Annotated in this window: 22 protein-coding genes and 1 pseudogene; 5 read left to right on the forward strand and 18 right to left on the reverse strand. The window is 39.0% G+C overall.

Going from position 1 to position 22,351, the window contains the following annotated elements; genetic code table 11:
* Nucleotides 1-26: 26 nt before the first annotated feature.
* Genes rpoZ through AAFN87_RS09015 form a run of 3 tightly spaced genes read right to left on the reverse strand, consistent with a single transcriptional unit; the run spans nucleotide 27 to nucleotide 1,770 of the window.
* Nucleotides 27-251: a DNA-directed RNA polymerase subunit omega gene (rpoZ, locus tag AAFN87_RS09005; RefSeq protein ID WP_347790709.1), complete on the reverse strand. Its 225-nt coding sequence runs from the start codon at nucleotides 249-251 to the stop codon at nucleotides 27-29.
* Between the two features lie 3 nt (nucleotides 252-254).
* Nucleotides 255-872: a guanylate kinase gene (gene gmk / locus AAFN87_RS09010; RefSeq protein WP_347790710.1), complete on the reverse strand. Its 618-nt coding sequence runs from the start codon at nucleotides 870-872 to the stop codon at nucleotides 255-257.
* 22 nt (nucleotides 873-894) lie between these two features.
* The gene (locus AAFN87_RS09015) at nucleotides 895-1,770 is read right to left on the reverse strand and encodes a YicC/YloC family endoribonuclease (RefSeq protein ID WP_347790711.1); all 876 of its coding nucleotides are present in this window, start codon (nucleotides 1,768-1,770) and stop codon (nucleotides 895-897) included.
* Between the two features lie 190 nt (nucleotides 1,771-1,960).
* On the opposite strand from AAFN87_RS09015, the gene AAFN87_RS09020 reads away from it, so the two are divergent.
* From AAFN87_RS09020 to AAFN87_RS09030, 3 genes are all read left to right on the forward strand, one after another.
* Complete coding sequence (locus AAFN87_RS09020) at nucleotides 1,961-3,643, forward strand: Rqc2 family fibronectin-binding protein (RefSeq protein ID WP_347790712.1); 1,683 nt, start codon at nucleotides 1,961-1,963, stop codon at nucleotides 3,641-3,643.
* 129 nt (nucleotides 3,644-3,772) lie between these two features.
* Nucleotides 3,773-4,114, forward strand: a complete 342-nt coding sequence (locus tag AAFN87_RS09025) for a hypothetical protein (RefSeq protein ID WP_347790713.1) — start codon at nucleotides 3,773-3,775, stop codon at nucleotides 4,112-4,114.
* Nucleotides 4,104-4,244 (forward strand): hypothetical protein, encoded by a 141-nt coding sequence (locus AAFN87_RS09030; protein WP_347790714.1) that lies wholly within the window; start codon nucleotides 4,104-4,106, stop codon nucleotides 4,242-4,244. The genes AAFN87_RS09025 and AAFN87_RS09030 overlap by 11 nt, the downstream gene beginning before the upstream one ends.
* Before the next feature lie 174 nt (nucleotides 4,245-4,418).
* Here the strand turns inward: AAFN87_RS09030 and AAFN87_RS09035 are convergent, their stop codons facing one another.
* The 14 genes from AAFN87_RS09035 to lspA all read right to left on the reverse strand — a co-directional run bounded on the left by AAFN87_RS09035 (nucleotide 4,419) and on the right by lspA (nucleotide 19,623).
* Nucleotides 4,419-5,594, reverse strand: coding sequence for an FtsW/RodA/SpoVE family cell cycle protein (locus AAFN87_RS09035; RefSeq protein WP_347790715.1), 1,176 nt, complete (start codon nucleotides 5,592-5,594; stop codon nucleotides 4,419-4,421).
* A gap of 492 nt (nucleotides 5,595-6,086) precedes the next feature.
* Complete coding sequence (locus tag AAFN87_RS09040) at nucleotides 6,087-6,431, reverse strand: hypothetical protein (RefSeq protein WP_347790716.1); 345 nt, start codon at nucleotides 6,429-6,431, stop codon at nucleotides 6,087-6,089.
* Between the two features lie 7 nt (nucleotides 6,432-6,438).
* Complete coding sequence (gene pyrE / locus AAFN87_RS09045; protein WP_347790717.1) at nucleotides 6,439-7,068, reverse strand: orotate phosphoribosyltransferase; 630 nt, start codon at nucleotides 7,066-7,068, stop codon at nucleotides 6,439-6,441.
* A 1-nt stretch (nucleotide 7,069) separates the two neighbouring features.
* Nucleotides 7,070-7,777 carry an orotidine-5'-phosphate decarboxylase gene (pyrF, locus tag AAFN87_RS09050; protein ID WP_347790718.1) on the reverse strand — a complete coding sequence of 236 codons (708 nt, stop codon included), beginning with the start codon at nucleotides 7,775-7,777 and terminating at the stop codon, nucleotides 7,070-7,072.
* Nucleotides 7,777-8,688 carry a dihydroorotate dehydrogenase gene (locus AAFN87_RS09055; protein WP_347790719.1) on the reverse strand — a complete coding sequence of 304 codons (912 nt, stop codon included), beginning with the start codon at nucleotides 8,686-8,688 and terminating at the stop codon, nucleotides 7,777-7,779. Before AAFN87_RS09055 ends, pyrF begins: the two co-directional genes overlap by 1 nt.
* On the reverse strand, nucleotides 8,685-9,458 hold the full coding sequence (locus tag AAFN87_RS09060; RefSeq protein WP_347790720.1) for a dihydroorotate dehydrogenase electron transfer subunit: 774 nt from the start codon (nucleotides 9,456-9,458) through the stop codon (nucleotides 8,685-8,687). Before AAFN87_RS09060 ends, AAFN87_RS09055 begins: the two co-directional genes overlap by 4 nt.
* Nucleotides 9,458-12,655 carry a carbamoyl-phosphate synthase large subunit gene (gene carB / locus AAFN87_RS09065; protein ID WP_347790721.1) on the reverse strand — a complete coding sequence of 1,066 codons (3,198 nt, stop codon included), beginning with the start codon at nucleotides 12,653-12,655 and terminating at the stop codon, nucleotides 9,458-9,460. Before carB ends, AAFN87_RS09060 begins: the two co-directional genes overlap by 1 nt.
* Nucleotides 12,648-13,748, reverse strand: a complete 1,101-nt coding sequence (locus AAFN87_RS09070; protein WP_347790722.1) for a carbamoyl phosphate synthase small subunit — start codon at nucleotides 13,746-13,748, stop codon at nucleotides 12,648-12,650. Before AAFN87_RS09070 ends, carB begins: the two co-directional genes overlap by 8 nt.
* Nucleotides 13,748-15,022, reverse strand: a complete 1,275-nt coding sequence (locus AAFN87_RS09075) for a dihydroorotase (RefSeq protein ID WP_347790723.1) — start codon at nucleotides 15,020-15,022, stop codon at nucleotides 13,748-13,750. The genes AAFN87_RS09070 and AAFN87_RS09075 overlap by 1 nt, the downstream gene beginning before the upstream one ends.
* A gap of 1 nt (nucleotide 15,023) precedes the next feature.
* Entirely contained in the window at nucleotides 15,024-15,902 is an 879-nt protein-coding gene (locus AAFN87_RS09080) for an aspartate carbamoyltransferase catalytic subunit (protein ID WP_347790724.1), read from the reverse strand.
* Nucleotides 15,903-16,097: 195 nt separating this feature from the next.
* Nucleotides 16,098-17,438, reverse strand: a complete 1,341-nt coding sequence (locus AAFN87_RS09085; RefSeq protein ID WP_347790725.1) for a solute carrier family 23 protein — start codon at nucleotides 17,436-17,438, stop codon at nucleotides 16,098-16,100.
* 22 nt (nucleotides 17,439-17,460) lie between these two features.
* The gene (pyrR, locus tag AAFN87_RS09090) at nucleotides 17,461-18,000 is read right to left on the reverse strand and encodes a bifunctional pyr operon transcriptional regulator/uracil phosphoribosyltransferase PyrR (protein ID WP_347790726.1); all 540 of its coding nucleotides are present in this window, start codon (nucleotides 17,998-18,000) and stop codon (nucleotides 17,461-17,463) included.
* A 241-nt stretch (nucleotides 18,001-18,241) separates the two neighbouring features.
* A complete protein-coding gene (locus AAFN87_RS09095) occupies nucleotides 18,242-19,147 on the reverse strand; it encodes an RluA family pseudouridine synthase (protein ID WP_347790727.1) in 906 nt (301 codons plus the stop codon).
* Complete coding sequence (gene lspA / locus AAFN87_RS09100) at nucleotides 19,144-19,623, reverse strand: signal peptidase II (RefSeq protein WP_347790728.1); 480 nt, start codon at nucleotides 19,621-19,623, stop codon at nucleotides 19,144-19,146. The genes AAFN87_RS09095 and lspA overlap by 4 nt, the downstream gene beginning before the upstream one ends.
* Before the next feature lie 155 nt (nucleotides 19,624-19,778).
* Between lspA and AAFN87_RS09105 the strand changes: the two genes are divergently transcribed.
* A complete protein-coding gene (locus AAFN87_RS09105) occupies nucleotides 19,779-20,861 on the forward strand; it encodes a type III polyketide synthase (protein WP_347790729.1) in 1,083 nt (360 codons plus the stop codon).
* 1 nt (nucleotide 20,862) lies between these two features.
* Nucleotides 20,863-21,390, forward strand: coding sequence for an isoprenylcysteine carboxyl methyltransferase family protein (locus tag AAFN87_RS09110; protein WP_347790730.1), 528 nt, complete (start codon nucleotides 20,863-20,865; stop codon nucleotides 21,388-21,390).
* Nucleotides 21,391-21,726: 336 nt separating this feature from the next.
* Here the strand turns inward: AAFN87_RS09110 and AAFN87_RS09115 are convergent.
* A pseudogene (locus AAFN87_RS09115) lies at nucleotides 21,727-21,873 on the reverse strand (transposase); the annotation flags it as partial.
* Nucleotides 21,874-22,351 lie beyond the last annotated feature (478 nt).

The raw sequence follows: 22,351 nt of genomic DNA on the forward strand, positions 1-22,351 counted from the left end.
TCGGCGTTTGAACGTCAACTCGAAAATTAAACTTCGTCTTCGTAAATAGTTGAAGCATCTTGCTCTTCTTTACGTAATGCACCAGCTGCTACTTCTTCTAGTGCACGGCCTACTGGTTTGTAAGACACATACTTAGAAAGTTTTTCGCCACCCTCTTCTTGCATTTGACGAGCGCGCTTAGAAGCTAAGCTTACTAATGAATATTTAGAATCGATTTCTTTTTTTAAAGCATCTACTGATGGGTATAACATGGTTTATTCTCCTCTCAACATTGACAAATAAATTTTTTCAACGCGTTCACGACGGCAATGCTCTGCTTTAATGATTGCATTAATTTTATCACATGCATTGTGAACTTCGTCATTTTCTACAACATAATCGTACAGGCTCATCATTTCTAGCTCTTCGCGTGCGGTAGAAATACGTTTTGCAATAATATCTTCCGTCTCTGTGCCGCGTCCAACTAGACGATCCTGTAACTCTGATAAGCTTGGTGGTGCTAAAAAAATAAATAGTGCATTAGGTGCCTTTTCGCGAATTTGCGCTGCGCCTTGTACTTCAATTTCTAAAAATACGTCGCGCCCTGCATCTAATGTTTCGTTTACATAAGCAAGCGGGGTACCGTAGAAATTGCCTACGAACTCAGCATGCTCTAATAAACCACCTTGCTCTATTAACGCCTCAAATTCTTCACGTGTCTTAAAGAAATAGTCTACACCATCTACTTCTCCTGCGCGAGGATTACGCGTTGTCATTGAAATCGAATATTCATAGTTCGTGTTAGGTTGCGAGAATAGTTCTTTACGTACAGTCCCTTTCCCAACACCAGACGGACCTGATAATACGATTAATAAGCCTCGTTGTTTTCTCATTTATTGTTAAATCTCCCTTTAGCTATTCAATATTTTGAACTTGCTCACGCATTTTCTCTAAAATTGTTTTCGCTTGAACTACAGCAACTGAGCTTTGCGATGATTGATTTTTTGAACCAATCGTGTTAATTTCGCGGTGCATCTCTTGCATTAAAAAATCGAGCTTTCGACCAATCGCTACATTTTCTTCAAGCGTTTCTTCAAGCTGTCCAAAATGGCTATCAAGGCGATCTAGCTCCTCAGTTATGTCGACACGCTCTGCAAATAGTGCGACTTCCATTAGTAAACGTTCGTCCATAACTTGTCCGCTCGTAATTTCTTCTATACGAGTTTTTAAACGCTCGCGGTACTTCATCACAGCATCAGAGGACGTCTCACGAATATGCGCAATTTGCTGTTGCAATTGTTCTTTATATTGTAACATAACTGCTTTTAACTCTTGTCCTTCACGCTCACGCATTTGAATTAAATTAGCAATGGCTAACTCCATCGACTTCTTAACTGAAGAGAGTATTTCTTCCTGCACAACTTCTTGTTTTTCTACAACTAGTACTTGGTCCAGCATAGCAATTTCTTGCATCGTCCAATTTTCATCAATCGAAACAGTTTGCGATAATTCGCCTTTCGCTTGTATGTAAGCATGTAATAATGGCCAATTGATTTGTATTTTTTGTTCAGCTACATGGAGCTCTTTAATAAAAACAATCACATCTAATTTTCCGCGAGATACAGTTTGCGAAAGCATTTTTTTTGATAATACTTCTGCCTCCATCCACTCTTTTGGGAATTTAGTACTTATTTCTAAAAAACGATGATTCACAGCACGAACTTCAACCGTTAGTTGATAATTTTTCGTCGTTGTGACACCCCTGCCAAAGCCAGTCATACTACGCACCAAGGTTCGTCACATCCTTCTTTGCATACTGCACCAATTATAACATACGTTCCCCCAATTTTGCCGAATGTTTTATAGAAAAAACGAACAACTAGAGCAAAGTCGAGAAATAATGCTATGATAGAAAGATAATATTTTACGTCCATTTCGAATAAAATACAATTTTGATATGGCGTTTGAAAGAGGAATGAACATGGCATTTGATGGATTATTTACACGTTCCATGGCGAACGAATTATCACAACTTGTTTCAGGGCGCATTACAAAAATTCACCAACCGAATGCATTGGAAGTCATTTTACATATTCGAGCAAATGGCGCTAACTCTAAATTAATGATTTCCATTCACCCTTCTTATGCTCGCGTACATTTAACAGAGCAAGCAGTTGAAAACCCTGCTGAGCCTGCAATGTTTTGCATGTTGCTGCGTAAGCATTTGGAAGGGGGCTTTATTCATGCAATTGCCCACGATGGTACTGAACGTATTTTACAATTTGTCATCGAAAGCAAAAATGAGCTTGGCGACCCAATTATGCGCAAGCTTATTATTGAAGTGATGGGGCGTCATAGTAACTGTATTTTAGTAGATGTAGCTAATGATAAAATTATTGATAGCTTAAAGCACTTGCCACCATCACTGAATAGCTATCGTACAGTATTACCAGGACAATTGTATATTGCACCCCCTGCACAGCATAAAGTAAGTCCGTATTCTGTCACTGACGAAGAAATTGCTACGTTTTTTAGTGAGCAAAAAAATGCGCAAGAAATCGTCAACCATTTTGCTGCATTTTCACCACTGCACGCAAATGAATTGCTTGCTCGTATGCAAGGTGGTGATGCAGTATCGACATTCCATACGTTTTTAAAGGAAATAACGACTGCACACAAGCCGACCTATGTTGAAAAGGACGGAAAAGTAGCGTTCTCCCCTACTGAATTAACGCATTTAGAAGACGGGCAAGCATCAACATACGAATCACTCGGCGCGTTGCTAGACCGTGTGTTTTTCGCCCGCGCTGAACGTGACCGCGTCAAACAACAAGCAGGTGACTTAGAGCGTTGGTTATCAAATGAAATTGATAAATTAAAGCTTAAAATGAAAAAACTTCAAAAAGATTTCGACCGAGCTTCAGAACTTGACCAATTACAACTGTACGGTGAGTTGTTAATGGCGAATTTATATCAATTCGAAAAAGGGCCAGAAAAAATTACAGTTAAAAATTATTATAACGGTGAAACGGTAACCATTCCGTTAAGCCCTCGTAAAACACCTAGCGAAAACGCACAACATTATTTTACGCGCTACAATAAAGCGAAAAATGCTCTCATTATGATTGAAGAGCAGCTAGAAAAGACACGTGCAGATATCGATTATTTCGAGATGCTCGCACAGCAAGTACAACAGGCTGCACCAAGTGATATTGAGGAAATTCGAGAAGAGCTAGCAGAGCAAGGCTTGCTACGTCTACGTGCTTCAAAAAAGAAGAAAAAACCGACAAAGCCTACGCCAGAGCAATTTATTTCCTCTACTGGCACAAAAATTTCTGTCGGCAAAAACAATAAACAAAATGATCATTTAACATTTAAGTTAGCGAAGAAAAATGAAATTTGGCTTCATACGAAAGACATTCCAGGCTCTCATGTAGTTATACATCATAGTGAGCCTGATGAAACAACCCTACGTGAAGCAGCCATCTTAAGCGCCTATTTCAGTAAAGCGCGTGGATCATCTTCAGTTCCGGTCGATTATACAGAAATTCGCCATGTAAAAAAACCAAGTGGTTCAAAGCCTGGTTTTGTCATTTATTTCGAGCAAAAAACACTATTTGTTACACCAGACGACGAGTTGGTTTTACAATTAAAGCAAAATTAATACAAGTATCGCCATCAAAATAGGTGGCGATGCTTTTTTTTACAATACTCACCAGTATTAGAGTCTATATATTATAAGACTAATATATCTTTTTTTGACGGAGAGAGCATTTTGTCCGTTAGTTAAAAAATGAACAGTGGATTATTAGCAATTCTTCTACTAATAGCGATGTCACTTAGTTTCACGGTTATACAATTACATAAAATTGGCGATCAAGTCGAAGAATCCATGGATACACGCGTTGTGAAAATGCAGCTCGGCGACGAAATACAACGAGCTTTTGCTACTCAAGGTATGTTTATTCGCGCCTATTTTTTAGATCCAACCGACAATAATTTAGAGCGTTTAGAACATGGGAGTGTCAAGAAAGTAAAAACTTTCCGAACGCCCCATTTTTTTATCACTATTTTATTTACAGAATATTCCGAACTTAGTAAAATAACAGTAGGAGGTGATGACTATGACGTATAAATTGTATTTAGATCAAGTACAAAATAAATATCCATATACGTATGAATCAATTGCCGATAATGACGATGCCTATTTACACGAGGAACAATGTGACGAGACATTAGATCAATTTGATGACAATGACCTTTAAAGGAGTTCATTATGGATATGAATGGGAATGTATGGAGCTATTTACCGCACATTCCGTTTTTTATGCCGTTTTCTCACTTCACTTGGCAAAAAGAGGTAGTATTATACATGATTCGCTATAATATTTGAGTACTTAGCTTTATACTAGATCTTCTTTTTTCAAAGGAATCGCATGCTATTCGGCATCTTCCGACTGAAAGAAATAGCCATCATAGGTTTTTATAAATGATAATATGATTCCGATCAACATAAAATTGGACAATAATGAACTACCACCATAGCTTAAAAACGGTAGTGTTACACCGGTTACCGGTAAAATCCCCATCGTCATCCCGATATTTTGGAATATTTGAAACGTTAATAAACCGATAATTCCTGCTCCTGTTAAATAAGCAAAGGACGAGTTTGCTTTCATTATAATTAAAACGAGTCGATATATTAATAAAAAATACAAAAGAATAATAATCGATCCACCAACAAAACCGGTCTCCTCAGCAATCGTAGCAAATATAAAATCAGTATGTTTTTCGGGTACATATACATCGTTTTGCATATACCCTTTACCTATCATCTCACCAGAACCAATCGCGATTATCCCTTGTCTCGTTTGATAAGAAGAATCTCCATATTCAAAAGGACTTAGCCAGCCATTAATTCTAGATATTTGGTGTGGTGAAAGCTGTCCCAATATGTGCTCGGTATAAAAGTTATTAAATTGAAAATAAATAATTAGCAACGCTACTACTGCAGTGATTGGCACTATCGCAATCGTTACAAGTATTCTTTTATGTATAGTTGAAAAGTAAATCATAGGGATTAATAATGCTAGGTAGAGCATAATCATCCCAGTATCTGGTTGCCGATACACGATGAACATTGGCGGAATAGTTATAACTCCAATTTTTATTAGTAACAAGCAATCTGAAAAAATCGTTTGTTGATCTGTTTTTTCTTGATGACGTTCAATTACTTTTGCAACTACGAGCACAAAACCAAACTTTAAAAACTCAGATGGCTGAAATGTACCAATAAACGGGATTTGATACCATGATTTCGCTTCATTAACTGGGCGGGCAATACTTTCAGGTGCAAATATTAGACCAATTAATAATAATATGATGAGTCCATAAAAATACCATGATATTTTTTTTAATTGCTCAATGTCTAATATAGCAACACTCACCATTAAACCAAATCCTAGTATATAGAAAATTAATTGCTTTATTACAAATGAATCGGAATACTGTGAAGAAATTGAACTACTGGAATACACGAAACAACAACTTATAACAGCAAAAATACATAAGTACAACAAAATTTGTCTATCGAAATATTTACCAAACAATATCATTTACCCCTTTATTTACTATGTTCTTTAAGACGTCATAGGAAATGATATGTTGCGGATAATGGGTCTGTATTGGAAATAAAGGTACAAGTGAAAACCGATAATGTGTAAAATGTTGGGGTGAATCACTTTATCCTTTCTTACGAAGGCTGTTGATTTCCGCTCTGATCCACGCGCTTCCCCGGGGACGTCACAACTAATTTTTTCGAGGAACTCCCGAAAAATATGGATTTTCCGCTCGTTCCAATCCGGTTTAGGCAGCGGTCCTCTGCTACAATCAACGATGCTAACCCAGATGACTGCCTACTTTTTTAAAGGATTTATTAAAATTCCCGCTTTAAAACGTTCACACTTGCAATAAGCATAGGGTTTTGTATCACTTTAGAAGTATTTGGGTATATACATCAATAGAACCGATAAAAAAACAGATATATTTCATTAGGAAATATATCTGTTTATACATAATTTATTTAAAAAAATTTAAGCGTTCCCGCCTTAAAGAAAGGAAGCACGGCTAATTGCCGTGCCTCCATCCATCGTGCTTCTGCGGTTGACATTGCCCTGCAATCTTGCCTCAGCGATTACTCGAGGCAAACGGATTAATGTAGAAATTGATTGCTCAATTTCTTTTATTTGCCCGCTCAATCCTCGTCGCATAGAAAACTTAAAGCTCTCCTGCTTTAAGTAAGGAAGCACGGCTATATGCCGTGCTCCATCTGTCGTGCTTCTGCGGTTGTCATTGCCCTGCAATCTTGCCTCTGCGATTACTCGAGGCAAACGGATTAATGTAGAAATTGATTGCTCAATTTCTTTTATTTGCCCGCTCAATCCTCGTCGCATGCAAAACTTAAAGCGTTCCCGCCTTGAGTTTTGCATGCCAATCCTTTAAGAATGGGATTTGATCTTGTGAAATAGTGCCTGATTCATTGGCTGCTTCTACTAAATAGTCGAAGTTAGTTAGAGAAACATATTTTACGCCGATTTCTTCGAATGCTTGTTCAGCTTTTGGTAAGTTGTATGTATAAACACAAACAACTCCAACTACTTCACAGCCTGCTGCGCGTAATGCTTCTACTGCTGTAATTGATGAGCCGCCTGTTGATACGATATCTTCTACTACAACAACTTTTTGTCCAGCTGTGTATTTACCTTCAATTTGGTTACCGCGTCCGTGCTCTTTTGCTTTTGAACGTACGTAAACCATTGGTAATTCTAAAACATCAGAAACCCATGCAGCATGCGGTATACCAGCTGTTGCTGTACCTGCAACAAGTTCTGTTCCAGGGAAAAATTCTTTAATATTTTGCGCTAATCCGTTTGCGATTTGTTTACGAACAATAGGATCTGAAATCGTTAAACGTGTATCACAGTAAATTGGTGATTTAATTCCCGAAGCCCAAGTAAATAAATCTGTTGGGTTTAATTCTACTGCTCCTACTTTTAACATTGCGTGTGCGATTTCTTTTTGTAATGACATATTATTTTTCCTCCCATAATTCACAAACTTCTTTATATGCAGCCACTGGATCAGCTGCACCTGTAATTGCTCGACCTACTACAATTAACGATGAACCGTCTTGACGCGCGCCGTCTGGAGTTGCGATACGCTTTTGATCGTGTGTATCGCCACCAAGCATGCGTATGCCTGGAGTTACACGTAGGAAATCTTCCCCGCATATATCTGCAATTGCACGTGCTTCATGTACCGAACAAACGACACCATTTAACCCTGCTTGTTTTGTTAGCTGCGCATAGTGTAACACGGAATCCTGCAATGATAAATTGATTTTTTGCTCTGCTTGCATTTGTTCTTCAGTCGTTGATGTTAATTGTGTAACAGCGATTAATGCTGCTCTTTGATTACCAGCAGCTGTACCGGCCTCTAAGCCTTCTAGCGCGCCTTCCATCATTTGTTTGCCACCTGCTGCATGAACATTGACTAAATCGACTCCTAAACGTGCTAAACCTTTCATTGCAGATTTTACTGTATTCGGAATATCATGCAATTTTAAATCTAGGAAAATATCATGACCTTGCTCTTTCACTTTACGAACAATGTCTGGACCTTCCTGCATATATAATTCCATACCGATTTTCACGAACAATGGCTCGTTGAAATGCTGTAAAAATTGGAACACATCTTTGTCACTCGGAAAATCGAGTGCAATAATTGGTTTATTGTTCATTAACGGTGACTCCTTCCGATAATTTCTGAAATATGCTCTACCCCTAATTCATCCAATTTTGCTGGTAGTGCATCGATAATATTCGGACATACAAAATAATCAACAAAGTTTGCTGTCCCTACTGCGACCGCTGATGCACCTGCAGACATGAAGTCAATCACGTCTTGAGCATTCGACACGCCACCCATACCGATAATCGGAATATTAACTGCTTTATAAACATCATATACCATGCGAATTGCTACTGGTTTCACCGCTGGACCAGATAAACCGCCTGTCCCATTAGCAATGACGGGTTTACCTGTTTTTTCGTGTAGACGCATACCGATTAACGTATTAATCATCGTAATACCATCTGCTCCGCCAGCTTCTACTGCTTTAGCAATATCCACAATATTTGTTACGTTCGGCGAAAGTTTTACATATACAGGTACACTTGAAACAGCTTTTACAGCTTCTACAAGCTCTCTAGCTGTTGCTGGATCTGTACCAAACTGAATACCGCCACATTTTACGTTCGGACATGAAATATTTAATTCAAGCGCTTTGACATTTGGCGCTTTCGAAATACGTTCTGCCACTTCTACATAATCTGCCACTTCTGTCCCTGCAACGTTAGCTATAATCGGAACATCATAACCTTCTAAAAATGGAAGTTCCTCTCCCATCACTTTTTCAATACCTGGATTTTGTAAGCCAATTGCATTTAACATCCCTGCTGCTGTTTCTGCTACACGCGGTGTTGGATTACCGGAACGTGTTTCGACAGTAGTTGCTTTGATCATAATTGCACCTAGCTTTGATAAATCATAAAGCTTGGCGTATTCGCGACCAAAACCGAAGCAGCCTGAAGCTGGCATAATCGGATTTTTTAAATCTAATCCTGGTAATTCAATATTGATACGGCTCATAATTGCACAACTCCTTTCGGGAAAACTGGCCCGTCTGAGCACACTTTTACATAATCTTTTTCGATTTTGTCTGTTGTGTTACAAACACAAGCGAAGCACGCGCCAATACCACATGCCATACGCTCTTCAAATGATAAATATCCCTCTTTTTCAGGATACATATTTTCTAGCGCTTTTAACATCGGTAATGGACCACATGAATAAAAGACATCAAATTCTGGTTGCAACTCTTCTAATAAATTTGTTACAAACCCTTTTGTCCCTTTTGTACCGTCTGCTGTTACGAAATGAGTATCACCTAAATGGCTAAATCGCTCTTCGTAAAACGTTACATCTTCAGTTTGGAAACCTAATACATGAATCGTACGTACACCACGTGCATTCAATTGTTTTGATAGCTCATGCAGAGGTGGTACACCAATTCCACCACCAACTAACAGTGCAGTACCGCCCTTTGGTGTTGCCTCAACTGGAAAACCATTCCCTAATGGTCCGAGAACATCCACTTCATCACCAACATTTTTTAAGGATAAAATTTCTGTACCTCGACCTTCTGCACGGTAAATCATTGTAAATTCATTGTTGTCTTTATCAATATTTGCAATACTAATTGGTCGACGCAGCAATGGCTCGAATGCATCTGATACACGTACATGAACGAACTGTCCAGGGTTCATATCCTGGACAAGCTCGCCTTGTAGTACTATTTCGAAAATATTGTGAGCGATTTTTGCTTGGCGAACGACAGTCATACGTTCACTACGAATCATTAATGTACTACCTCCGCTTTCGGCATTTCTTCTGCTGTAAATGTCATTGATTCAATTACACGTAACATCGCTTCTGCTGTATCTAGAGAAGTTAAACAAGGTACACCATTTTCTACTGATTCACGACGGATACGGAAGCCGTCACGTGCTGGTTGCTTACCTTTTGTTAATGTGTTTACGACTAATTGCGCTTCACCATTTTGAATAACATCAATTAATGTTTTACCTTTTGCACCGATTTTCTCAACAACATCTGTGCGAACGCCCGCTTGTTCAAAGCTACGTGCTGTTCCTTCTGTTGCCATAATACGGTAGCCTACTGTTAAGAAGCGTTTTGCTAACGCGATTGCTTCTTCTTTATCTTTATCTGATACAGTAAAGAGTACAGTACCGTGTGTTTTAATTTCTGTGCCCGCTGCAACTAAGCCTTTGTAAAGTGCTTTTTCAAGTGTTGCATCTTTCCCCATTACTTCACCTGTCGATTTCATTTCAGGTCCTAAAGTAATGTCAACACGACGTAATTTTGCGAACGAGAAGACCGGTACTTTAACGAATACACCTTGTTGCTCTTTCGCTAGTCCTGTTTGATAGCCTTGTTCGATAATTGATTGACCAAGGATCGCTTTCGTAGCAATGTTAGCCATAGGAATATTCGTAATTTTTGATAAGAACGGTACTGTACGAGATGAACGTGGGTTTACTTCGATCACGTAAATTTCTCCTTGGCTAATAACATATTGAATGTTCATTAAGCCAATAATACCTAATCCTTTTGCTAAACGAGTTGTGTAATCCACTAGCGTTTCTTTTTGAGCTTCCGTTAATTTTTGTGGTGGGTATACAGAAATTGAGTCACCAGAGTGAACACCTGCACGCTCAATATGCTCCATAATACCTGGGATTAACACGTTTTCACCATCACAAATTGCATCAACTTCGATTTCTTGGCCCGTTAAATAACGGTCTACTAAAACTGGATGATCTGGAGATGCTTCTACTGCGTGCTCCATATAGTGTGCTAATTCTTCCATGTTATATACGATTTCCATTGCACGACCGCCAAGTACGTATGATGGACGTACAAGTACTGGGAAGCCTAATTTTTCAGCGATTACCATCGCACCTTCAGCTGAAGTAGCTGTATCACCAGGAGGTTGTGGAATGTTTAATCCTCTTAATGCTTGCTCAAATTTATTGCGGTTTTCAGCACGGTCAATATCTTCTAAAGATGTACCTAAAATTTTCACACCGTTTGCTTCTAATTTGTCCGCTAAGTTGATCGCTGTTTGACCACCGAATTGAACGACTACACCTTCTGGTTGCTCTAAATCGATAATGTGCATAACGTCTTCGATTGTTAATGGCTCGAAGTATAGTTTATCAGAAATCGAGAAGTCAGTTGAAACTGTTTCAGGGTTTGAGTTGATGATAATCGCTTCATAGCCCGCTTCTTGAATTGCCCATACTGAGTGAACTGTCGCATAGTCGAACTCAACACCTTGACCGATGCGGATTGGACCAGAACCAAGTACAACTACAGATGGTTTGTCAGATTTGATTGATTCATTTTCTTCTTCATACGTACCGTAGAAGTATGGTGTGTTCGATTCGAACTCTGCCGCACACGTATCAACCATTTTGTACACCGGGATAATACCGTTTTCTTTACGGAATGCGTATACTGCTGCTTCAGTTGTTTCCCATAGCTCTGCAATTTTACGGTCTGCAAAGCCTAAACGTTTCGCTGTACGTAATACATCTTTATTATTTTTGTTCTCAACAAGTGTAGTTTCCATATCAACAATTTTCTTTAATTTGTGCAAGAAGAATAAATCTATTGCAGACCATTCGTGAATTTGTTCGATTGTTACACCGCGGCGTATTGCTTCACCTATGAAGAATAAACGCTCATCCCCCGCTTTGCGAATACGTTTTTCAATCCAAGCATCTGTTAATTCTTCAGGATGCTTCATTTCGATATGGTAGTGACCAGTTTCTAATGATCGAACTGCTTTTAACATTGCTTCTTCGAAAGTACGGCCAAGTGCCATAACCTCACCAGTTGCCTTCATTTGTGTACCTAAGTTACGTTTTGCTGATTCGAATTTATCGAATGGCCAACGTGGGATTTTCGCTACAATGTAGTCAAGTGCTGGCTCGAAGCAAGCAAACGTAGAACCTGTAACTGGGTTTTTAATCTCATCTAAAGTTAAACCTACAGCGATTTTTGCAGCTAATTTAGCAATTGGGTAACCCGTTGCTTTTGAAGCTAAAGCTGAAGAACGTGATACACGTGGGTTTACTTCGATCACATAGTATTGGAAGCTGTATGGATCAAGTGCTAACTGTACGTTACAGCCACCTTCGATTTTTAATGCACGAATAATATTAAGTGAAATATTACGTAGCATTTGGTTTTCACGGTCAGATAATGTTTGTGTTGGTGCAACTACGATTGAGTCACCAGTGTGAATACCTACTGGGTCAAAGTTTTCCATATTACATACAACAATCGCGTTGTCTGCAGAGTCGCGCATTACTTCATACTCGATTTCTTTGAAGCCAGCAATTGATTTTTCAAGTAAACATTGTGTTACTGGAGAATATTTTAATCCTGAAGTAACGATTTCTTCTAAGTCTTGGTCGTTGTTACAAATACCACCGCCAGTACCACCTAAAGTGAAGGCTGGGCGTACGATTACTGGGTAACCGATTTTCTTAACGAAAGCACGCGCTTCATCTAAGTTGTGGATGATATCTGATTCAGGTACTGGAGCACCTAATTCGTACATTAAGTTTCGGAATAAATCACGGTCTTCCGCTTTATGAATCGCATCTAATTTTGTACCTAAAATTTCAATCCCTAATTCATCTAAAATTCCTGATTCATCTAGCTCGATAGCCATATTCAATCCTGTTTGACCACCTAGTGTTGGTAAGATTGCATCTGGGCGCTCTTTACGTAAAATGCGAGATACGAATTCTAATGTAATTGGTTCGATGTATACTTTGTCAGCGATTTCTGTATCTGTCATGATTGTCGCTGGGTTTGAGTTTATTAAAATTACACGGTAGCCTTCTTCTTTTAATGAAAGACACGCTTGAGTACCTGCATAGTCAAACTCTGCTGCTTGACCGATAACGATTGGACCTGATCCGATTACTAATATTGTGTTTATATCTGTACGTTTAGGCATGTTGTTTCTCCTTCGCTGCTTCTTTTTCCATCATTTCAATAAACTCGTCAAATAAGTGATTTGAATCTTCTGGACCCGGTGAAGCTTCTGGGTGATATTGCACTGTGAAGATCGGATATTTCTTATGACGAACCCCTTCACAAGTGCCATCGTTTAGCGCAACATGTGTAAGTTCTAAGTCTGTTCCTTCTAATGAATCGATATCAATTGCATAGCCGTGGTTTTGAGATGTTAAATCTGTACGTCCTGTACGTAAATCTTTTACAGGATGGTTTCCACCGCGGTGACCAAATGGTAATTTAAAGGATTTAGCACCACTTGCTAGTGAGAAAATTTGGTGACCTAGGCAAATACCGAACATTGGCACTTTTCCTATTAAATTTTTCACCGTTTCAATTCCTTCTGTTACATCTTCAGGGTTACCAGGACCGTTTGACAGCATAATGCCGTCTGGATGCCACTCTAAAATTTGTTCAGCTGTAGTATTGTAAGGTACAACAAGCACATCACAATCACGTTTATTTAGTTCACGTAAAATCCCATGCTTCATACCGAAGTCGATTAATACTACACGTTTACCGCGACCTGGTGATGGATATGGAGCTTGCGCTGATACATGTTGTACATGATGTGTAATAAGTGGAGTAGCTTGTAGTTGTGCTACAATTTCATCTACATTTACTTCAGCATCTGCTGCCGTTAAAATGGCACGAACTGCACCTTTCGATCGAATAATACGTGTTAATTTACGTGTATCAATGCCTTCAATACCAGGAATATCTTTTGCTGTTAAATAGTCATTTAAAGTCATATCTGAGCGCCAGTTTGATGGATGCTCTGCAAGCTCACGAATAACAAATCCTCGAATAGCTGGCGTAATAGACTCAAAATCATCACGGTTAATCCCGTAGTTACCGATTAATGGATAGGTTAAAGTAACGATTTGACCATAAAATGATGGATCAGAGATTGTTTCTTGGTAGCCTGTCATACCAGTCGTAAATACAACCTCTCCTTGAGATTGTTTGTCACTACCAAATGCGTTTCCGCTAAATACTGTACCATCTTCTAAAATTAATAAACGTTTTTTCATTACTCTGCCTCCTGATATGCAATATTACCTGCGAACATCGTTAATACTGGCCAGCCTTTTGCTACCCAGCCGTTAAATGGTGTGTTGCGACCTTTTGATACAAAGCCATTTGCATCCACTGTTTGCTCTTTGTTTAAATCGATTAATGTTAAATCTGCTGATGCTCCAACTTCTAGTGTACCGTATGGTAAATCGAAAATTTGTGCTGGCTTGACGCTCATCCAATCAATTAATTGCTTCAATGTCCATTTTCCCGTTTCTACAAAGTTTGTATATAGTAATGGGAAAGCTGTTTCGAAACCGACAATGCCGAACGGTGCACCAACCATTCCGCAACATTTTTCTTCTACCGTATGTGGTGCGTGATCTGTTGCGATACAGTCAATTGTACCGTCAAGTAATGCTGCATGTAGTGAGTCTTTATCATCTGCCGCACGTAATGGAGGGTTCATTTTCCAATTTGCATCATCTGATGGAATATCCATTTCTTCAAGTAATAAGTGGTGCGGGCAAACTTCTGCTGTTACTTTAATTCCCGCCGCTTTGGCATCACGTACTGCGCGCACAGATTCTTTCGTCGATACGTGACAAACGTGGTAACGAGCACCTGCCGCTTCTGCTAATAACACGTCGCGAGCAATTTGAACTGACTCACAGATTGAAGGGATACCTGGTAATCCAAGCTCGATATTTCGTTTTCCTTCATGCATAACCCCATCATAAATTAGAGAATTGTCTTCACAATGCGCTACTACGACTGCATCAAGGCGTGCTGCTTCTTTCATTTGCTCATACATTGTTGATGCTAGTTGAATACCCACCCCATCATCTGAGAATGCTACTGCACCATGCTCTTTTAACTCTTCCATATTCGTACGTACTTCACCGGAAATATCTTTAGTTAACGAACCGTATGGTAATACTCGAATAACTGCACTATCTTCTATTAATCCATTAATAAGATTCATATTTTCGATTGAATCAGGTACTGGCTTTGTGTTTGGCATCGCGCAAATTGTAGTAAACCCACCTTTTGCAGCTGATGCTGTTCCTGTTGCAATTGTTTCTTTATGTTCAAATCCTGGTTCACGTAAATGTGTATGTACATCTACAAAGCCCGGAGATACTAAATGACCTTGGCCTTCAATAACTTCAGCCCCTACCGGCAGCTCGCCACCAATTGCTGTAATTTTGCCGTCTTCAATTGTAATACTAGTTGTAATGAGCTCACTCGCTTCATTTACCATTTGTACATTTTGAATATATTTTGTCATATTAGTCTCTCCCTTTTAAAATAGTTTCTAAAATGGCCATACGTGCAAACACGCCATTACGTACTTGGGCAAAAATACGAGATCTCTCGCATTCTACTAATTCATCTGCTATTTCTACATCACGATTAACCGGTGCCGGGTGCATTATTATTGCTCCTTGCTTCATTTGCACTTCACGTTCAACCGTTAAACCATACTTCTCATGATAACTTTCCTTTGAAAAACTTTTGCTTACTGAATGGCGCTCATGCTGAATACGTAGCAGCATAATAACGTCACTATCTTTAATTAATTCATCCCACGAATGATGCGCTTCAAAACCGCCTGCCCATTCTGCTGGACATAGGAAGCGAACATTTGCCCCTAATCTCTTCAGTGCAGTGGCATTTGATTTTGCAACACGGCTATGCGAAATATCACCAACGATTGTAATATTTAAGTTATCAAATGTCCCAAATTCTTTTTTGATTGTATATAAGTCTAGTAAACTCTGAGATGGGTGCTGTCCTGCGCCGTCACCTGCATTAATAACCGCGCAATTAATGCCTTCAAGTAATTCATTGTAGTATTCATCTTCTTTTGCTCGAATTACAACTGCATCCATGCCGATCATTTCTAGTGTCTTTACTGTGTCATACATCGTCTCCCCTTTCATTGCGCTTGAAAAGCCTGCATCGAAAGGAATAACTGTACAGCCAACTCGTCGCTCTGCCATTTCAAAGCTAGTTTTCGTACGTGTACTTGGCTCAAAAAATAAATTTGCTACGTTGTAAGAGCGAGAAAGTTCAGGCTGTTCGCCGTTTTCGAAATCTTTAGCTCGGTCTAAGATGTGTAAAATTTCTTCATTTGATAAATGCTCCATGGAAAGTAAGTTCTTCATGCTGCGCCCCCAGTTTGGAAAGTATGTTTAAGTAAAGTTTTTCAAGGCTCTGTTAAAAGCCTTTCTTAAAAAAAGCCTCACTGACTTATCAGCGAGGCTTGAAGGGTGTGACAAGTTAAAGCAAGCGTAATTTCATACGTGCCACTTATCCATTCCCCTTCAATGCCTCTCTGGACAATTGTTAAAAGGTACTACTTATTTATTATCATAATCGACAACTTCTTTGTTGCGACCTGGTAACACAAGGTTTAATATTACTCCGACGATTGCTGCTAAAGCCATTCCTTCAATCGCAAATGACTCGTTAAATCTAATTGCCGCACCACCGATACCAATTACTAATATTACTGAAGCAATTACCATGTTTCGGTTATTACCAAAGTCTACTTTACTTTCAACAAGCATACGTAAACCGCTTGATGCAATTATACCGAATAATAGAATTGATATTCCGCCAAGAACAGCTGTCGGAATCGTTGCGATTAACGCCATTGCTTTCCCGAAGAATGACAAGATTATCGCAATAACTGCTGCACCCATTATAACGTATACAGAATATACTCGAGTGATTGCTAATACTCCAATATTTTCACCGTAAGTCGTTTTTGGTGGACCCCCGATAAGCGCACTTACGAATGTTCCTAGTCCGTCTCCTAAAAGTGAGCGGTGTAAGCCAGGATCTTTAATATAGTTCCGGTTAACAACCTTTCCTAATACTAACTGGTGACCAATATGTTCTGAAATCGTTACGATAACAATCGGTACCATCGCTAATAAAATTTTAGCTGTAATATTAAACTCGTAATCTACACCTGGGATTAAGAAATCTGGTAGAGCAAAGAACGCTGCTTCTTTAACTGGTGTGAAATCAACAATGCCTACAATTACTGAGTAAATATAACCTACAATTAACCCCATTAAGATTGGCATCGCGCTTAAAATATTTTTAAAATATACAGTGAAAATTATTGCTGCAAATAATGTAACTAGTGCAGCTGAGAAGTGTAATCCACTGTATTTAGATACTGTTTCCATTACCCCTGTTGCCTCATTAAGTTGTTCAACACTAATGTTCATTGCCATATCTACAGCAACACCTGATAGGCCTAAACCGATAACAATTATGACCGGCGCAACTACGATTGGTGGTAGTAAACGCATTAACCATTTATGTCCTGTTTTCCAAATTAAGAGTGATACAATACCGTATACTAAACCGACTGCCATCGCACCTATCATTGCGTTTCCTGGATTGATACTTCTTCCACTTCCATCCAATCCAGCTGCGATAAGGATTGGTGTAATAAAGGCGAAGGATGATCCTAAGTATGCCGGTACTTTAAATTGTGTAACAAACATGAAGATGATTGTTGCAATACCACTAGTTAAAAGCGCAATTGCTGGGCTTAGTCCTACTAATTGGGGAACTAATATTGTTGATCCGAACATGGCAAACATATGCTGGAAGCTCAATGTAATAAGCTGACCTGGACTTGGTTTTTCGTTAACATCTAAAACTGGTTTTGTGTTTGACATTGTTAGTCCCCCTACTTTCTACTTATTCTGCTTTATGAATTGTTACTAAATCTTGCCCGTCTACTTCAACTAAGTTGACAACGATTCTTTCTGCTCCAGATGTTGGAATGTTTTTCCCAACATAATCTGCACGAATTGGTAATTCACGATGGCCTCGGTCAATAAGAACTGCCAGCTGAATTTGTTTTGGCCTGCCTAAATCCACTATGGCATCGAGTGCTGCACGTACTGTACGTCCTGTGTATAAAACATCATCTACTAACACAACTTTTTGTTCCTTGACATTGTAGTCGATATCTACTTCCCTCACTAACGGCTCATCTTGCTTCTTGGACAAATCATCGCGATACAACGTAATATCTAGTTCTCCTGTACGAACAGGCTTCCCTTCAATTTTTTCGATGCGCTCAGCAAGTCGTTTTGCTAAATAAGCCCCTCGCGTTTTAATACCTACTAAAATACATTCGTCAATCCCTTTGTTACGCTCAATTATTTCATGGGCTATACGAGTTAAAGCTCTGTTCATTGAAGGTCCATCTAGTAATTCATTAATTTGAGACATAATGCTCCTCCTCTCATTCCTTATTGTTCATTGTTCACCTTTTTCGCAAATAAAAAACCTCCTAAGCGTTTGCCTAGGAGGTTGGAATATACATGTCGAAAGAGCGCGCAGAAATATTTTTGCGCACAAAAATTCCCTACACTTCACAAGTACCTTCTCAGCCTCTCTGGACTGCTATTAAAGGTGAATATTTATTTTTTCACTGTTGCCATTATACAGTTACAAACAGTGCTTGTCAACACTATTTACGAAGGTCAGACAATAATTGTTCGAAATCTGCTGGTAGCGGTGTTGAGAACTCCATATATTCGCCTGATACGGGATGTTTGAAGCCAAGAACACCTGCATGTAATACTTGTCCGCCAAAATCGATTGTTTTTCTCGGTCCGTATTTCGGATCTCCTACTAACGGGTAACCGATATAATTCATATGCACACGAATTTGGTGAGTACGTCCTGTTTCTAAAATACATTCTACAACTGTGTAATCTCCTAATCGTTCGATTACTTGGAAATGTGTCACAGCATGTTTACCACTATCTACAACCGCCTGCTTTTGGCGATCTTTCGTGTCACGTCCTATTGGCGCATCAATCGTTCCTTTATCGTGCGCAATATGACCGTGCACAAGTGCTGTATATTTACGCGTTACGGTTTTGTTCACTAACTGATCTACCAAAGATGTATGCGCATTGTCGTTTTTTGCCACCATTAATAAACCTGTTGTATCTTTATCAATACGGTGGACGATACCAGGGCGCATAACACCGTTAATACCAGATAAATCTTTACAATGATACATTAAGCCGTTTACGAGCGTGCCAGACGCATGGCCAGGAGCTGGATGTACAACCATTCCTTTTGGCTTGTTCACAACTAAGACGTCGGCATCTTCGTAAACGATGTCTAATTTTAAATCTTCTGCTACAATCTCTAGCTCTTCTACTTCAGGAATGTCAATTTCAATGACATCCCCTTCTCTTACTTTATATTTCGCTTTTACATCTGTGCCGTTTACTTTTACAACACCATCTGTAATCCAATTGCTGACTTGAGATCTAGACCATTCTGTTTGAATAGTTGATAACGCTTTATCGATTCTCTCTCCAGCATTTACAGCTTCAATTGTATATGTTACAACTGTCATTTTTTCACCTTTTTCTTTTCTTGTTGTTCATCTAGTAATATTGCAATAAGAAGCATTACAACACCAATTGTTAATGCTGCATCTGCAATATTAAATATCGGGAAATCGTAGTTGATGACTGGAATTATCACGTCTATAAAGTCCACAACTTCACCCATAAATAATCGGTCAATAAAGTTTCCAACTGCACCACCAAGTAAAACCATTAAACTTGCTTGGAATAGTGGCTTGCCTTTTGCTTCTGTATGGAAGAAATAAAAAATCGCAATAATAACACCGATTGTGACAATCGTAAAGAGCCACATTTGCCCTTGTAACATGCCCCATGCTGCACCACGATTTCGATGCGATAAAATGCCTAACCACGGATCCCAAATCGCGATCCGTTCACCTATTTCCATATTTTTAACAATCATCCATTTCGTTAATTGGTCAAGTAAAATAACAAAAATAGCTAATCCATAATACTTCTTCACAAATGACGCCTCCGTTTACACGATATCTTACCTATTCTAACATAACTATACGTATACTAATAATAATATTCTTTCAAGAAAAGCTTACTAATCTGCATGTCCCCTTGACACCACTGCATACAATAAACCACATTAATTTTTGAGGAGTTGAGTTTATGCCTAAAATAACGTCTATTAGTACATACAAGCCCCCATTTACGCTGCAGCAGCAATATGCAGAAGAGCTAACAAAGGCGCTTTTTCAACATAAAATACCTAGACTAGAGCGCTTATTAAAAGTTTTTAAAAATGGTGATATCGAAACTAGGCATTTTTGTGTCCCAGCACAGTGGCATCGTACAGACCATTCTCTAGAAGAAAGAAATAATCTATATATTGAATTAGCTACTCAATATAGTGTGAACGTCATACAAGCTTGCCTGCAAAACGAGTCCTTTTTAGCGTCACCTGTTGCTCCATCCGAAATCGATGCCATTATTTTTGTAAGTACAACAGGCATGTCGACACCAAGTATTGACGCTCGGGTTATGAATCATTTACCTTTTTCAGATCGAGTTAGACGTATGCCTCTTTGGGGTCTCGGCTGTGCAGGCGGTGCTGCTGGGATAAGCCGAGCATTTGATTTTTGTAAGGCGCATCCGACGAAAAAAGCTCTCGTCGTTTGTGTAGAGCTTTGTAGCTTAACATTCCAACCAAATGATTATACCAAAAGCAATTTAGTTGGCGCTTCTCTTTTTGCAGATGGTGCTGCTTGCGTTCTTGTGTGCGGTGACGAAGTGCATCTTCCTACAAAAAAGCATATCCCCTCGATTGTCAATTCCGCTTCAAAATGGATGCCAAACTCAGAACAGGTAATGGGCTGGGATATAAAGGATAATGGTTTACATGTAGTTTTTCAAAAAAGTATTCCGGTCTTAATAACAACTTGGCTTGGACCGTTTATTGAACAATTTTTAGAAGAAGAGCTACTCTCGAAAGGTGATGTCCAGCATTTCATCGCTCATCCTGGTGGAAAAAAAGTATTACAAGCATACGAGGATACATTACACCTAACAGAGCAACAGACGAGCATTTCTCGTGAAATTCTAAAGTATTACGGCAATATGTCCTCTCCTACTGTGCTTTATGTGCTAGAACAATTTATGTTAGAAGATGATAAAATCGGTGATTTCGGCTTACTTGTCGCACTAGGGCCAGGTTTTAGCGGGGAAGCTGTATTACTGAAATGGGAGGCGTAATATGCTATTCCTCCTTATCATTTCAGTTGTTATTATGCAGCGTCTAGTTGAAATTTTTATCGCAAGGAATAATGAAAAGCGGATGCGTTCACAAGGTGCATATGAAGTTGGTGCCTCGCATTATCCTTATATGATTGCTATGCATAGTAGTTTTTTTCTGATTTTAATTCTTGAAGTTAGCATTAATAAAATGGAACTTTCACAGCTTTTCCTAGTGTTACTATTGTTATTTGCCTTTGTGCAAGCTTTGCGTATTTGGTGTCTATCTTCTTTAGGTCGATTTTGGAACACAAAAATAATAATATTGCCGAATGCAAAAGTCGTAAAAAAAGGACCATATACTATTATGAGACATCCAAACTATACAATCGTTAGTTTAGAAATCATCCTATTGCCGGTAATGTTTCAAGCTTATTTTACTGCGATAATATTCACTCTTTTAAATATTGCTATGCTTTCCGTTAGAATACCAATTGAAGAAAGAGCATTAAGAGAAGCGACAAACTATAATAGTGTTTTTGATAAATGATTTTGCTTTACTGTAGAAATTTTGATTTACTCGCTCTTTTCCAGGATTTTCTATCACTTTCGATTTGAATACTCGATGGTTCACACGATTTACTAGCTCATGTTTATATTTTACTAGCAAAGCTCTTAGAACTGGTTCTAATTCAAATGTTGGGGTGTAGTGAATTTTCACTGCACTCTTTCTTGCGAAAGAGGTTGATTTCCGCTCAGGGCAGCACGCTTTTCGCGGGCACGGCTCCAACTAAATTGTTTCGGATGGAACCGAAACAATTTGATTTTCCGCCCGTGCTGTTCCCGCAGAAGTCGGCTGCCCAGATCTCCAATCAACGTAATCTTTCTAACCAAGATGCACTCCTACATTTTTATATACATAATTCAATAATATCTTTGCTTTAAAATGTTCATACTTTCGAAAACCATAGGCGTTTCTTTTGATGACTTTGGAAGCATTATTAATCCCTTCTAAAAAACCATTCGAATAGCCGAACACATAAACGTTTTGATCGCTTTTTTACGTTTATATGCATGCCATTTTTTCTGCACTTTCCGACATACTTCATCCACTGACCAGTGAATATAGAGACAGTAATGGCACTGATCGGCGACTATAAAATAATATTGTAAGGCGTTCAAACCATTTTAGGTGCTTAATTTTTTGTATCCGATATACATGTATTTTGCTTGTTTTTGGCAACATGCCGGACAAGCGCGTCCCTTTTTGTATAAAAATGGTTCATCAACAAAAATAAGGGGTTACAATTTAGTGGGAAATATGAGTATTGATTGGAGTGGAGGTTGGGCGACTCCTGGGGGATTAGCGTCCTAGATGAGACCCTGGACTGAGCTTGCGAGGGAAGCGGCTCATCAGACGCCCCCCGGAAAGCGCACAACTGGAACGGAAATCAACCCCAAGTTAAAGTGATGAACCAGAAAATACGATACGCTCCTTCGCGTTTTTCTAT

The organism is Solibacillus sp. CAU 1738, from assembly GCF_039888725.1.
Classification (GTDB): Bacteria; Bacillota; Bacilli; order Bacillales_A; family Planococcaceae; genus Metasolibacillus.

Bases quoted from the DNA above. Each gene is read 5' to 3' on its own strand.
- rpoZ (WP_347790709.1), bottom strand. From the start codon at position 251: ATGTTATACCCATCAGTAGATGCTTTAAAAAAAGAAATCGATTCTAAA.
- gmk (WP_347790710.1), bottom strand. From the start codon at position 872: ATGAGAAAACAACGAGGCTTATTAATCGTATTATCAGGTCCGTCTGGT.
- AAFN87_RS09020 (WP_347790712.1), top strand. From the start codon at position 1,961: ATGGCATTTGATGGATTATTTACACGTTCCATGGCGAACGAATTATCA.
- AAFN87_RS09025 (WP_347790713.1), top strand. From the start codon at position 3,773: ATGAACAGTGGATTATTAGCAATTCTTCTACTAATAGCGATGTCACTT.
- AAFN87_RS09030 (WP_347790714.1), top strand. From the start codon at position 4,104: ATGACGTATAAATTGTATTTAGATCAAGTACAAAATAAATATCCATAT.
- AAFN87_RS09035 (WP_347790715.1), bottom strand. From the start codon at position 5,594: ATGATATTGTTTGGTAAATATTTCGATAGACAAATTTTGTTGTACTTA.
- AAFN87_RS09040 (WP_347790716.1), bottom strand. From the start codon at position 6,431: ATGCGACGAGGATTGAGCGGGCAAATAAAAGAAATTGAGCAATCAATT.
- pyrE (WP_347790717.1), bottom strand. From the start codon at position 7,068: ATGTCATTACAAAAAGAAATCGCACACGCAATGTTAAAAGTAGGAGCA.
- pyrF (WP_347790718.1), bottom strand. From the start codon at position 7,777: ATGAACAATAAACCAATTATTGCACTCGATTTTCCGAGTGACAAAGAT.
- AAFN87_RS09055 (WP_347790719.1), bottom strand. From the start codon at position 8,688: ATGAGCCGTATCAATATTGAATTACCAGGATTAGATTTAAAAAATCCG.
- AAFN87_RS09060 (WP_347790720.1), bottom strand. From the start codon at position 9,458: ATGATTCGTAGTGAACGTATGACTGTCGTTCGCCAAGCAAAAATCGCT.
- carB (WP_347790721.1), bottom strand. From the start codon at position 12,655: ATGCCTAAACGTACAGATATAAACACAATATTAGTAATCGGATCAGGT.
- AAFN87_RS09070 (WP_347790722.1), bottom strand. From the start codon at position 13,748: ATGAAAAAACGTTTATTAATTTTAGAAGATGGTACAGTATTTAGCGGA.
- AAFN87_RS09075 (WP_347790723.1), bottom strand. From the start codon at position 15,022: ATGACAAAATATATTCAAAATGTACAAATGGTAAATGAAGCGAGTGAG.
- AAFN87_RS09080 (WP_347790724.1), bottom strand. From the start codon at position 15,902: ATGAAGAACTTACTTTCCATGGAGCATTTATCAAATGAAGAAATTTTA.
- AAFN87_RS09085 (WP_347790725.1), bottom strand. From the start codon at position 17,438: ATGTCAAACACAAAACCAGTTTTAGATGTTAACGAAAAACCAAGTCCA.
- pyrR (WP_347790726.1), bottom strand. From the start codon at position 18,000: ATGTCTCAAATTAATGAATTACTAGATGGACCTTCAATGAACAGAGCT.
- AAFN87_RS09095 (WP_347790727.1), bottom strand. From the start codon at position 19,147: ATGACAGTTGTAACATATACAATTGAAGCTGTAAATGCTGGAGAGAGA.
- AAFN87_RS09105 (WP_347790729.1), top strand. From the start codon at position 19,779: ATGCCTAAAATAACGTCTATTAGTACATACAAGCCCCCATTTACGCTG.
- AAFN87_RS09110 (WP_347790730.1), top strand. From the start codon at position 20,863: ATGCTATTCCTCCTTATCATTTCAGTTGTTATTATGCAGCGTCTAGTT.